This window comes from Rhodococcus sp. P4_E4, from assembly GCF_056401575.1.
In genome coordinates this window covers 21,339-33,892 of record NZ_JBFUJB010000022.1, presented here as the reverse complement: position 1 = coordinate 33,892, position 12,554 = coordinate 21,339, and the positions used below count along the sequence as shown (strand labels likewise).

12 protein-coding genes are annotated in these 12,554 nt (G+C 63.1%); 6 read left to right on the top strand and 6 right to left on the bottom strand.

Features of this window, described 5'->3' with window-relative positions:
• Positions 1 to 8: 8 nt before the first annotated feature.
• A complete protein-coding gene (locus AC1DVN_RS23655; RefSeq protein ID WP_019745980.1) occupies positions 9 to 413 on the bottom strand; it encodes a DUF4259 domain-containing protein in 405 nt (134 codons plus the stop codon).
• 109 nt (positions 414 to 522) lie between these two features.
• Positions 523 to 1,608 (bottom strand): PQQ-dependent sugar dehydrogenase, encoded by a 1,086-nt coding sequence (locus tag AC1DVN_RS23650; RefSeq protein ID WP_060939821.1) that lies wholly within the window; start codon positions 1,606 to 1,608, stop codon positions 523 to 525.
• Between the two features lie 178 nt (positions 1,609 to 1,786).
• Here AC1DVN_RS23650 and AC1DVN_RS23645 point away from each other — a divergent pair, with 178 nt between their 5' ends.
• Entirely contained in the window at positions 1,787 to 2,995 is a 1,209-nt protein-coding gene (locus AC1DVN_RS23645; protein ID WP_269576657.1) for an MFS transporter, read from the top strand.
• 27 nt (positions 2,996 to 3,022) lie between these two features.
• Here AC1DVN_RS23645 and AC1DVN_RS23640 read toward each other — a convergent pair whose 3' ends face one another.
• On the bottom strand, positions 3,023 to 3,919 hold the full coding sequence (locus AC1DVN_RS23640; RefSeq protein ID WP_029256657.1) for a helix-turn-helix transcriptional regulator: 897 nt from the start codon (positions 3,917 to 3,919) through the stop codon (positions 3,023 to 3,025).
• Between the two features lie 134 nt (positions 3,920 to 4,053).
• On the opposite strand from AC1DVN_RS23640, the gene AC1DVN_RS23635 reads away from it, so the two are divergent.
• The 3 genes from AC1DVN_RS23635 to AC1DVN_RS23625 all read left to right on the top strand — a co-directional run bounded on the left by AC1DVN_RS23635 (position 4,054) and on the right by AC1DVN_RS23625 (position 7,814).
• A complete protein-coding gene (locus tag AC1DVN_RS23635) occupies positions 4,054 to 5,076 on the top strand; it encodes a zinc-dependent alcohol dehydrogenase family protein (protein ID WP_029256658.1) in 1,023 nt (340 codons plus the stop codon).
• A gap of 396 nt (positions 5,077 to 5,472) precedes the next feature.
• A complete protein-coding gene (locus AC1DVN_RS23630) occupies positions 5,473 to 7,308 on the top strand; it encodes an acyl-CoA dehydrogenase (RefSeq protein WP_021333262.1) in 1,836 nt (611 codons plus the stop codon).
• A 20-nt stretch (positions 7,309 to 7,328) separates the two neighbouring features.
• Positions 7,329 to 7,814 carry a hypothetical protein gene (locus AC1DVN_RS23625; RefSeq protein ID WP_477994278.1) on the top strand — a complete coding sequence of 162 codons (486 nt, stop codon included), beginning with the start codon at positions 7,329 to 7,331 and terminating at the stop codon, positions 7,812 to 7,814.
• Between the two features lie 18 nt (positions 7,815 to 7,832).
• Here the strand turns inward: AC1DVN_RS23625 and AC1DVN_RS23620 are convergent, their stop codons facing one another.
• The 3 genes from AC1DVN_RS23620 to AC1DVN_RS23610 are packed head-to-tail and all read right to left on the bottom strand — an operon-like array spanning position 7,833 to position 10,810.
• A complete protein-coding gene (locus AC1DVN_RS23620) occupies positions 7,833 to 8,537 on the bottom strand; it encodes a hypothetical protein (protein WP_477994277.1) in 705 nt (234 codons plus the stop codon).
• Positions 8,534 to 9,562 (bottom strand): NAD(P)H-dependent flavin oxidoreductase, encoded by a 1,029-nt coding sequence (locus tag AC1DVN_RS23615; RefSeq protein ID WP_477994276.1) that lies wholly within the window; start codon positions 9,560 to 9,562, stop codon positions 8,534 to 8,536. The genes AC1DVN_RS23620 and AC1DVN_RS23615 overlap by 4 nt, the downstream gene beginning before the upstream one ends.
• A gap of 45 nt (positions 9,563 to 9,607) precedes the next feature.
• Positions 9,608 to 10,810 (bottom strand): YbfB/YjiJ family MFS transporter, encoded by a 1,203-nt coding sequence (locus tag AC1DVN_RS23610; protein ID WP_477994275.1) that lies wholly within the window; start codon positions 10,808 to 10,810, stop codon positions 9,608 to 9,610.
• Positions 10,811 to 10,905: 95 nt separating this feature from the next.
• On the opposite strand from AC1DVN_RS23610, the gene AC1DVN_RS23605 reads away from it, so the two are divergent.
• Both AC1DVN_RS23605 and AC1DVN_RS23600 read left to right on the top strand, forming a co-directional pair.
• Positions 10,906 to 11,826, top strand: coding sequence for a LysR family transcriptional regulator (locus AC1DVN_RS23605; protein ID WP_080910246.1), 921 nt, complete (start codon positions 10,906 to 10,908; stop codon positions 11,824 to 11,826).
• Positions 11,823 to 12,509: a hypothetical protein gene (locus tag AC1DVN_RS23600; protein WP_317559084.1), complete on the top strand. Its 687-nt coding sequence runs from the start codon at positions 11,823 to 11,825 to the stop codon at positions 12,507 to 12,509. The genes AC1DVN_RS23605 and AC1DVN_RS23600 overlap by 4 nt, the downstream gene beginning before the upstream one ends.
• Positions 12,510 to 12,554: the final 45 nt, after the last annotated feature.

Sequence of the window (12,554 nt, the reverse complement as noted above, 5' to 3'; positions counted from 1 at the left end):
AGTGACACTCATCCCACCGTTTTGAGACTCGCCAATCTGCCCAGGATCGGTGCCCGCCAAGCCGCGAGGTCTTCCGGACCGTTTTCTTCCCACAACTCGTACAACTCCGACGTGTCGCTGTCTGCGACGGCACGCTCGAGTGCGGTGAGGACCCATGCCTTCTGCTCCGGACTCAAGGTTCCGGCGTACCCGGCGGCATCAATCTCGGCCAGCTGCACAGGCGCCGGAGCAACCCCGTGCGCAACCGCAAGGATCTCGGCTACGGCAATAGCTGTTTGAGCATCATCGGCATCGAGGTAGCCGTCGTCGGGGTGGCGTGCGTAATCGTCGATATCGTAGTCACCCGCCTGTACCGCGCTGAGCAGGTCGCCCGCTACGTCGTTGTCGAAAGGTCCTGAACCCCAAGTCCCCATGCTGTCTCTCCGATCCGTACCCGCGTCATCTGTCGTAACGATATTAGTGAATCACCGGCTTCGGCGAGGATCCTCGGGCTGGAAGTACTGCGTTCGCCGGAAATCGACATCAGCGCAACGGCACGCGAATGATGCGGTCATCACCGGGTTTGGGGTCGCCGCGTCCGTCGGTGTTGTTCGTCAGTATCCACAGCGACCCGTCCGGTGCGACCACAACATCACGGAGGCGCCCGTATTCGTCGACGAATTGCTCGTCGGCGGTCGCGGGATCGGTCAAGGGCACCGTGCGGAGTCGCTCACCACGAAGATTGGCGATGTAGATCGTGCCGTCGTGGATGGCGATTCCGCTGGGGCTGGCATCGTCAGGTGACCATTGTTGGAGCGGGTCGATGAATCCGTCTTCACCCGCAATCCCTTCGACCTCGGGCCACCCGTAGTTTCCGCCTGCTTCGATCTTGTTGAGCTCGTCCCAGGTGTCCTGCCCGAACTCGCTGGCGTACATCGTGCCGTCCCCTGCCCAGGCAATGCCCTGGGAGTTGCGGTGGCCGTAGCTGTAGACAAACGAGTTCGGAAATGGATTATCTAGCGGCACATCGCCATCCGGAGTCATTCGAAGGATTTTCCCGGACATCGAGTCGAGGTCCTGAGCCCTGTCTCGACTACCGGCATCACCGACGGTCACGTACAGCATCCCGTCCGGGCCGAACGCGATGCGACCACCGTTGTGGTAGTTGGCCGAAGCGAGCCCGTCGAGAATCGTCTCGGCCGGCCCGAGCGCGAATTCCCCCGGAGCACCGATGATGTCGAAGCGTTCGATCCGGTTCTCCCCGTTCGCGGTGAAGTACGCGTACAGGCGGTTTTCACGTACTGCGATCCCTAGTAAACCGCCCTCACCTCTGGGGCTGACGCCGTCGACGACTCCCACCTCGCGGCTGTTTCCGCCGGCGTCGAGTTCGAGGATTCGCGCGCTGTCGCGCTCACTGACAAGTGGTGTGTCGCCGTGGAATGCGATCGACCAGGGCGCGTCCAAGCCGTCGGCGACGGTCTCGGGTTCACCGAAGGCCGCGGCGGGCGCCGATCGTGTTGTCGTGCTTGCCTGCGGACGGGGCCCTTCAGGATCCTCGCTACCGCAGGCCGTCAGGAAGGCCGAGACGAGCACGGCGGCGCCCAGTCCTCGGATCTGTCGTCGTGTCATGGGCGCGTCTCCCGGGTTCAGGCAGTCTTTGCGCCGACGGTAGCGCGCAATCGGCCACACCGGGAGTCCCTTCGAGTACCCCCAACGACCGGGACTCCCTCGCAGGCGACGGGCGTGATGCCCTGGACGGGTGCGCCACGACATGCGCGTCGTCAACAGAAAGAGAACTGACCACCTCATGATTTCCGCCCCGACCGTCGAAGAAACCGGCCGCCTGCCGCTCGTGATCTACGTGCTGGCCGTCGGAGTTTTCTTGATGGGCACAACCGAATTCGTCGTCGCCGGCATTCTTCCCGAAATCGCGGGTGACCTCGGTACGTCGATCGCGAACGTCGGCCTGATGATCACCGTCTTCGCGATCGGAATGATCGTCGGCACGCCGGCGATGGCGATCTTGACACTCAGGGTTCCCCGACGCGTGACCTTGAGCTCGGCGCTGGTTGTTTTCGCGATCGGACACGTCATCGTCGCGCTCTCGTCCAACTTCGGACTCATTCTCGGCGCCCGCTTCCTCACAGCCGTGGCGACGGGCGCATTCTGGGCAGTCGCCGCAGTGGTCGGAGCAAAAGCGGCCGGCCCGGCGTCTTCCTCGCGCGCGCTCGGCATCGTCTTGGGCGGAGGCATGCTCGCGAACGTCATCGGTGTTCCGCTCGGCGCTCTGGCCGGTCAGAGCATCGGGTGGCGTGGTCCTTTCTGGGCCCTCGCCGCCCTCGCGCTCGTCGCCGCGGCCGTCGTCCACCGATTGGTACCCGCCGACACCGACTCCGGTGCGGTGCCGTCCTGGCGAGCGGAGATCGCGAGCCTACGGGACGAACGCATCTGGCTCGTTCTGTCCGGTTGCGCCGTCGTGTGCGGGTCGTCGCTGGCGGCGTACAGCTTCATCTCTCCGCTGTTGACCGAGAACACGGGACTTGCTGCGTCGGCAGTGCCGCTAGTGCTTGTCGGCTACGGACTCGGTGCGTTCGTCGGCTCCAATCTCGGCGGTCGACTCGGTGCGAAGCATCAGTACGGGGTCTTGTTCGTCTCGGCAGCGATGACGTTTCTCGTACTCGGGGCGCTCTGCCTCTTCTCGCACAACGTGATCGTGACGGTGATTCTCGTAGTCATGCTGGGACTATTCGGCATGTCGACCAATCCCATCCTGATCGGGATGGCTGTGCGTTATGCCGATCAGGCACCGACGATGGCTTCTGCTCTCAGCACCTCGTCGTTCAATCTGGGCACGGCGGTCGGCTCCTGGATCGCCGGGTTCGCGTTCGCCTCGAGTCTCGGTGCCACTGGGCCGGTGTTGGTAGGCACCGGCGTTGCCGCTCTCTACTTTCTGCCGCTGATGATCCTGTTGCGCAAGGAACGCACGAAGCGCACCGCCGCCGAAGTCGTCAACTGACGACCCGATCAACCGTCGCGCAGTTCGTCAGCCGTCCGTCAGCGACCGCTCCGACACGTGAGGCGCAGAGTCCGCATTCTCACTGGCTGCCAACGAGGCGAGTAACTGCATCCGTTCCGCGGACGGCGATCCCGGCTCTGCGGTGTAGATCGTGAGCGTCAACCCCGGCTCGGCGGCCATCTCCAAACCTTCGAAGGCAAGCGTCAGCTCCCCCACGGCGGAGTGGTGAAAAGTCTTGAATCCGGTGCCGTGATGGCGGACGTCGTGCGCGCCCCACCGACGCCGGAATTCCTCACTCCGAGTGCTGAGTTCACCGATCAGATCGTGCAATTCCTTGTTGTGAGGATCTCGCCCAGCCTCGGTTCGCAGAATCGAGACGGTCACCTCGGCAAACGCGTTCCAGTCCGGATAAAACTCGAAAGCCCTTTCGTCGAGGAACGTGAAGCGCGCGATGTTCGGGGGCTGCCCCGGCATGTCGTAGAGGTCCTTGTAGAACGCACGCGCGAGTGGGTTGACCGCAAGAAGATCCATGCGACCGTTCCGCACAAAAGCGGGTCCTGCAGTGACTGCATCGAGCGCCCACTGCAGGCTCTGATGGGGCTTCCAGCCCTTCGCATTTCGCCGACGCGGGGGCCTGGCTACCGGGCTTGCCGCGTGCGCGAGATCAAATAGGTGGGCGCGCTCGGCGTCGTCGAGTCGTAGTGCCTTCGCGATACTGTCGAGTACTCCCGGCGATGCGCCGCTGATCGCTCCGCGCTCGAGCCTGGTGTAGTACTCGACGCTCACTCCGGCAAGGGTTGCCACTTCACTTCGACGTAGACCGTCCACGCGGCGGTTCGATCCGGCCGGCAGTCCAACTTGTTCGGGCGTGACTCGGGCGCGCCGCGAGGTCAGGAATTCGCGTACTTGCGCTCGATCGTCCATGCCATCGAGCGTAAGTCAGTGACCGGTAGCGAGGGAGTCCCTCGCAGTACCACTATCGCGCGGGACTCCCGCACGCCGCCGAATCGTGATCAGGTTGAAGTGACACGAAGAAACCGATGGTGAGGAGCCACGTCATGCGCGCTGTCGTCATGCATGCCCCCGGCGATGTCCGGGTCGAAGAGATCGATGCGCCGGTGATCGTCGAACCGACCGACGCGATCATTCGCGTTACAGCCACCTGCGTCTGCGGTTCCGACCTCTGGCCTTATCGCGGCATCGAAGAGCTGAATGGCCCGACGCCGATGGGACACGAATACGTGGGCGTCGTCGAACAGGTCGGCCCCGAGGTCAAAGACATCGAAGTTGGGGACTTCGTCGTGGGCTCGTTCGTCGCGTCGGACAACACCTGCGAAATCTGCGAGGCCGGCTTTCAGTCTCGCTGTATCCACCAGGTCATGATGGGCTCGGTCGGCACCCAATCCGAATACGCTCGCATCCCGCTCGCGGACGGCACCCTCGTCCCTGTCCGCGGAGAGCCGACCGAGCGGCAGGCTCGCAGCCTCCTTGCAGCCTCCGACGTGCTCGGCACCGGTTGGTTCGCCGCCGTAGCTGCGGAAGCCGGACCTGGCAAAACAGTCGCCGTCGTCGGCGACGGCGCAGTCGGACTCCTGGCGATCCTCGCTGCCAGACAACTCGGCGCCGAGCGGATCATCGCCATGTCACGTCACGCCGACCGGCAGGCACTCGCCACGCAATTCGGCGCCACCGACATCGTCGAAGAGCGGGGCGACGCGGGCATCGCGAAAATCAAGGAACTCACCGGCGGCTACGGCGCCCACTCGACCGTCGAAGCCGTAGGCACCCAAGAATCGATGATGCAGGCTATCGGAGCTACCCGCCCCGGCGGACATGTCGGCTACGTCGGGGTATCCCACGGCGTCGAGCTCGACGGCATGAACCTGTTCTTCGCGACGGTGAGCCTGCTCGGCGGTCCCGCGCCGGTCAGGCGATTCCTACCCGAACTGATCGAGCTCATCATGACCGACCAGATCGACCCAGGCATCGTCTTCGACCTCACTCTCCCGTTGGAGGACGCCGCCGCCGGCTACCAGGCGATGGACGAGCGGCGCGCCACCAAAGTGCTACTCACCCTCTGACCGATACCAAAGGCTCACGAGACAGAACTGGGTTCTCCACGCCGATCGAGGAACGTCTCGGCTACCAACGAGAGGCGCTCTTGGTTTACCGAGCAGCATGTTCACTGATCACAGCGAATGCGTTTGATGCCGAAGGTGAGGATGGGCACTTCGATTGGTGCGCAGCTGCTTTGACCCAGGAGGATGCTACGCGACTGATATGCACCCCACCAGCGGAAACCGATTGTACGAGTGAATGTTTCAATGAGAGCGGCTCGGCGCTACTTTGTAGCAACGAAACTCGTCTCTACCTACGGTTGCGTACTGAATTCCTTGTGGGGCAGGCTTTCTTGTGTACTGCTGACGAGCCGTATCTGCTGACGAATCGTATTGCTGACGAACCAAGGTCGGAGAACAATGGGTCACTACAAAAGCAACGTGCGTGATATCGAGTTCAATCTGTTCGAGGTGCTCGGGATCGGCGAGCTGTTGGATGCCGGCGCATACGGGGACCTCGACACCGACACTGTGCGCAACATTCTTGCGGAAGTAGCGAGACTGGCAGAAGGCCCGGTCGCCGCGTCCTTCGCCGACGCGGATCGGAACCCTGTCGAATTCGACGCACCCAATCACGCAGTTGTGGTCCCGGAACCTCTACGCAAGACGGTCGAGGCGGTGAACGAGGCCGGTTGGTCGCGACTCGGCCTACCAGAAGGCATGGGTGGTGTTCCTGCTCCGGCGCCGTTGGTCTGGGCGATCGGCGAAATGTTGGTCGCGGCAAACGGATCCGCAAGCTTTTTCAACATGGGTCCACTCATGGCGAGCGTGCTCTACACCATCGGAAACGAACAGCAAAAACACTGGGCCAAAGAAGGATTCGAACGCGGATGGGCCGGAACGATGGTGCTCACCGAACCAGACGCCGGATCAGATGTAGGCGCAGGCCGAACAAAGGCAATCGCGCAGGACGACGGCACGTGGCACATCGAGGGCGTCAAGCGATTCATCTCCGGCGGTGACGTCGGAGACACGGCCGAGAACCTCTTCCACTTGGTGCTTGCCCGGCCCGAGGGAGCCGGTCCAGGAACCAAAGGTTTGAGCCTGTTCTACGTTCCGAAGTCCCATTTCAACTCGGACACACTTGAACTGGGAGAGCGCAACGGTGTGTACGTCACCGGCGTCGAGCACAAGATGGGCCTCAAGTCTTCCCCAACTTGCGAGCTCACCTTCGGAGCGACGGACGTTCCTGCCGTCGGCTGGCTCGTGGGTGATGTCCACAACGGTATCGCCCAGATGTTCCAGGTCATCGAGAATGCTCGAATGATGGTGGGCACCAAGGCGACCGGAACACTGTCCACCGGCTATCTCAACGCCCTCGAGTACGCAAAAGAACGAATTCAAGGCGCAGACCTCACCGAGCTGACAAACAAGACCGCGCCCCGTGTGGCCATTACGCACCACCCCGACGTCCGACGCAGCCTGGCGATGCAGAAGGCCTACGCCGAAGGCCTCCGAGCGGTCTACCTCTACACCGCTGCACACCAGAATGCCGATGTCGCCGAGTTGGTTTCGGGTGCGGATGCCGAATTGGCGGCGCGGGTCAACGATCTGCTGCTGCCGATCGTCAAGGGCGTCGGCTCCGAGAAGGCCTACGAACTGCTCACCGAGAGCCTGCAGACCCTGGGCGGCTCCGGTTATCTTCAGGACTACCCCATCGAGCAGTACATCCGCGATGCCAAGATCGACACCCTGTACGAGGGCACCACGGCGATCCAGGCGCAGGACTTCTTCTTTCGAAAGATCGCACGCGACCGCGGCGTTGCACTCGCTCACGTAGCCGGTCGCATACGAGAGTTCATCGACAGTGAGGCCGGGAACGGTCGACTCAAGGCCGAGCGAGTCCTACTCGAGACCGCCTTGACCGACGTGCAGGAGATGGCCGGGACGCTCACCGGGTATCTGATGGCTTCCCAGGACCAACCCTCCGAGTTGTACAAGATAGGCCTCGGCTCGGTGCGCTTTCTGTACGCGGTAGGCGACCTGCTCATCGGATGGCGCCTGTTGGTGCAAGCGGAAGTCGCGTTGGCAGCCTTGGACCGTGACGCGTCGGCAAAGGACCGGTCGTTCTATCGGGGCAAGGTGGTCATCGCGTCGTATTTCGCCAAGAACATCCTGCCTATCCTGGCGTCGACGAAAGAAATCCTGGGATCCCTCGACAACGAGATCATGGAACTCGAGGAAGACGCATTCTGACAACGTGCCATAGTGAAAGCATGTATCTGCCCGACTTCGACTACGTGGGAGTCTGGAGCTTTCCGATCATGGGGCCGGATGCACCAGACGACGCTCCCGCCAACGTCGTCGAGGCGTGCCAGGCTGTCGGCAGGGATCTGCAATGCCGCTGGCACGGCCCTGATACGTACATGCAGAACTGCGTGTGGACGGTGTCGATGCTCGATGACGGTCAGTGCCACCTCGCGCTCGACGCTGGACCACGGCCAAAGGGCAAGAGTGCAGGAACCAGTCCCCTGATCGGCGTCAGGGTCGTCGGGCCGCACATCGAACAGCCTGTACAGGAGTTGACGGCCCTGATCGCCGGCGAAGTCCAGGACGAGCTGGCCGGCGGATTTCCCTTTGTGCACTGGCCCATCGAGAAGGACCGACTCTTGATGCCGACATTGCGTGGCGGACGCGCGGTATGGGTGGTTCGCAGCACTGATCGCATCGTCTCCGAGATCGGCGAACTCTGCCCGAAATGAGAATGCTTGCTTTGTGATTCAAACGTGGTCGTGAACCGGCGACGGAATCTTGTTGGAACGATACGAGTCTCCGCTCCGGTTCGGCCGCCAGAGACGCCAGTGTTTCGCGGACAACCGGAACGGGAGATGGTCTTGTAGGTGACGAGCACCGGACGACAACCGTTCGTCTGCAGGCAGGTTGAGCCAAAGGGACAGTGAGGATGTCGAGTTGCCGAGGGTTGCGCGTATGCCTGACTCGCCGAGAATCCGGCCGTATCCATCCACGGCAAAACGGCCGAACGCGTCGGGGGTGATGTCGGGGTACGGCGCGCGCGTGTTGGGGTCGATCAGGCGTACGGGCGCGCTGCAGGTCAGCGCCGCCACAGAACGTCCGTGGGTTGTAACCGCATCGCAACCAACGAGGGCATCGAGCGCTTCGTTGACAGAACCAGGTGGGACGTTCCATTCGGTATGGGTTTGCGCTTTGTAGCGGGGCCCACCGAAGAGCTCGGCAGCGAACGATGACAACTGCGCGGTCGGCTCGGATGGCCCCCTCTGGTAGATCTCGAACGTCCACGACGGCAACGACACTGGTTCGGTACAGGATTCCAGGAATGTCTGCAGCCGCTGAAATGCAACATCGGGACGCTTGACTCGAAGCGAGTGTGCACCACCGGCGGACCCGGGCAACCCGTCGTATGTCACTACTTCCGGCAATCCGGCTTCCGGTGTCCGCGCCGTCACAGGTTAGCCAATCGCGAAATCACTACCCCGGCTGGTTCCTCCGTCGCATGGCGATAGCCAGTGCCGGCCCACAGGTGCATTCGCTCGGGATCTGCCTGCGCAACAGCGGCTTTGCGCATCGGATTGGTCAGGTGATGTATGGCCGGGTACCCGATGGGCGCTTGTGCGTCGTAGCGATCGATGAACTCGTTCCGAAGTGCCCGTGCAGGACGTCCCGTGAAAGCTCTTGTGACGACCGTGTTCCCGCGTGACGTGTCGGCCAGAGCTGCCTTGTGCGGAGCCGAGGCACCACTCTCCTCGGTGCGCAGCAGTACGGTACCGACGACTGCCGCGTCCGCTCCGGCACGTAAGGCTGCAGCGACGTCGGCGGAGGTCGCCAGTCCACCGGCCGCCAATAGCGGAACAGAGGTGCGATGACGGATTTGTGCGATCAGTTCGGTGATCGGTGTTTCTGCCGGAACCTGCAGGGGAGTGAGCGTTCCGGAGTGGCCGCCGGCAGCCGACGATTGCACAACAAGCAGATCGGCACCGGCGTCGACGGCAAGGAGCGCCTCTGCCTTCGAAGTCACAGTGAGGACGACAAGTGAACCGGCAGCGCGCAGCGCCTTGATGACGCCGGGTGTGGGAAAGCCGAAGGTGAAGCTGACCACCGGAACCGGGCTGGCCAGGAGCAGATCGATCTTGTCCTCGAAGTAGTCGTCGTCTTCGACCGGCTCACCGTCAGCCAGTGTGATGCCGTAGCGATCCGCCTCGACCTGGATCGCCCTGGTATAGGCACGGTAGGCATCGACGTCGACAGGCACCGGGTTGGGCGCAAAGACGTTGACACCGAACGACACTCCCTCGGCGCGCACGGTGTCGATCTGGTCGGACAGAGCCTGAGGCGTCTTGTACCCGGCGGCGAGGAATCCGAGACCGCCTGCGCGAGAGGCAGCAGCAACAAGTGCCGGTGTGGAAGCGCCGCCGGCCATGGGGGCTGCGATGACAGGGACCTTCAGGTCGAGATCGGTTGTGAGTGCGCTCATTCGAACATCTCCAGTCCTACGTCGGGTAGTGCTCCGGCGGTTTCGTCATCTGACATCAAAAACTACCTCCTCAGTCGAGGTGGCCGTCCGAGGGTCCGCATCGAGATCGGAAGGGAATCGGAACCGCAAAACCGCGGCGGCCACTGCTGCGCCCAGGACGACGGCCGCACCCAACAGCAGAGCGTCGCGATACCCGTCTCGCAGCAACGGAGTGACAACGAGTGGGCCGAGAATCTGACCGACGCTGTATCCAGCGGTCAGCAACGCCACGGCACGTGGGAACTGCAGGTGCGCGCCGATTGCCAACACAATTGACCCGATACCAAGGAAGGTGACACCGAACAGGAAAGCTGAAATCAGTGCGGGGCCGACGCCTCCGATCACAGCAGGAAGCGCTATGCCCACCGCCTGAATCAACAGGGCAACGAGAAGCAGAGTCGGCCTCGACCAACGCAGGCTGAGCCAAGCCCACAGGGCGCACGAGGGAAATGCGGCCAGACCGACCACTATCCAAGCGCCGCTGCCGACCCATTCTGGAGCGGCGAGATCGATTGCGGCAACAAGGAACGTGCCCGCGATGATGTAGCCGATGCCTTCCAGGAAATAACTGATGAACAAGGCAGTGAACCAGCGTTGGAGACCGGGAGTTCCCGGCGCGTCCGGTGTGATGATCGGACGCGTTTCCGGCGTCAATCCCCAGGCTGCGACCGCACACACCACCGCAAGGGCCGCAGATGCCAGCCAGGCTGTACTCCAGGCACCGATGAAGCGGACGACGAACACGAGGACCCCGGACAGGGCGATACCCAACCCAACTCCGCCGAATCCCCATCCGGCCAGGAATTGGGACTGCCCCCGAAGGTGCGCGTGCAAAGCGCTGACGGCGATCATAAAGACGAGGGCACTGGCAATGCCTGCGACGAGCCGCAGGGCGAACCAGATGGATCCGTCGTGGGTAGTGGGCATGAGCGCCAAAGTCGCGATGAGGACCACCAACGACGTACGCATCACCGCTGCCGAGCGCACCACGCCGGGAATGAGGATTCCCGCGAGCGCACCGATCAGGTACCCGACGTAGTTGGCCGTCGCCAGGGTGGCGCCGAGCGAGGCGGACAGACCGGCCTGCGTGTGCATCAACGGCAGAATCGGTGTGTAGACGAATCGACCGATTCCCATGCTCGCCGCCAGCGCAGCGGCAGCTTGGACAGCGTGCGCTCGCGGGGAGACGCCGTTGTGGACTGTGGTCATGGTCTTATCGTGTGCCCCGGCCGCGCCGGACCGCCACGACCGCTTTGCTCCTGACTGATAGGCACAACCTCCCACCGCACGTAGCATGAATGATCGTGGAGCTGCGTCAGCTGAGATATTTCGAGGTCGTCGCCGAGGAACTGCACTTCGGCCGAGCCGCGGCGCGGCTACTGATAGCCGGGCCGTCATTGTCGCAGCAGATCATGGCACTCGAGCGCGACCTCGGCGTCAAGCTGTTCGTCCGCGACCGCCGTTCCGTCGCTCTGACGCCAGCCGGCGCGGCCTTGCTCCCTGATGTCCGTGCGCTACTCGAGAGTGCCGAGAATCTGCGACGCCGCGCGGAGCGTCTGTCCGGAGCGGAGCCCGTCCGGATCGGCTACGTCAATTGGCTCCCCACGGATCTGATCGCGCGCACTTCAGGGGTCGCGCAACTGCACGTCGACGCCTGGGTGGTGCCTTCGCACGCGCAGGCCGCGCGGGTAGCGGACGGCAGCCTCGACCTGGCGATCGCCTGGGTGCGGAAAACCGATGTCGCCCAACATGCTCTGAGCGCAAGACTGCTCGGTGCGGATCGGCTGTACGCGGTCTCCACCGGAGAGGACACCACACCGGTGCGGGCACGCGACGTCGTCGTACTCGTCGACGACGACACCACCTCCTGGTATTCGTGGAACGTCTACGCCGAAGAATTCGCTCGCGATACCGGCGCACAGATCCTGCGCATCAACGACGGTGGTATCACCGGTCCGGCATTCTTCGATCACGTCCGTGCCGTCGGCCGTCCGGTCGTCAACTCGCCCAAAGGGCAGACCATCACGTTGCCAAGCGATCTCACTGCACGTCCGGTGATCGACCCCGCGGCGATCTGGACGTGGTCACTCCTGTGCCGTGAGAACGAAACGCGCCCTGCAGTTCTCGCGGCCGTCGACGCTCTCACCCGCGGCGTCACTGATCTCGAAATCCACGAAGACGGGATATGGCTACCCATGGACGATCCTTACCGGAGGACTCGATGACACGACGCGCTATTCGAGTTTTCTGGGGACGACGGCCGGAATCGGTGCAGGCCGTGGCCTCCCGGTGGCGTCGGACGTTGGAGCAAGTCGAATTCCTGTTGCCCGAGGTGGTCGGCGGGTCGTGGCAACAGATCCATTCCGCTGGACCTGCTACTGCCGTGACCGTCGACCAGTTGGCGCAGGTCCTCGAGAACGCGCAGGCCGCCGAAGACTGGTCGGATCGTCTGGGAATCGGATTGAGGCTCGCATCCAGTGGAGGGCCCGAATGGGGGCTCGAGCTCTCCGGGTTGGCGGGCGGCGAACCTGAAATCGTCCTTCAGTCGATGATTATTGCCGTCAGCGCGCCGGACACCGCCGAAGTTCCTGAGACAGAACTACTTCGGATGCTCGCCGCGGTGTGGGAACCGGACTTCGGAGACGTCACCGACGACAACATCCTCGACGCTCTCGAAGACGAGTCCGACTATCGCGTCGGTGATCCCGTGATCGGCCGAGTCGGCTACCTCTCGTCCGCTCGCGCTGACGCGATCCCGGATGACCTCGCAGCAGGCGTTGCCGCGTTACCGGGCGGCGTGTTGCTACAGATCGGGGCCGTCGATGGGGTCGTTCGGGCGTACGAGCGCCTGCGCGAGACCGGCGCACTCGATCCGCTTCCGCGTCCACTGGACCGCGCAGTCTTCTGAAGGTGGTTACCGTTTGTCGAGTATGGGTAGCCCGGGCGTCGGAAC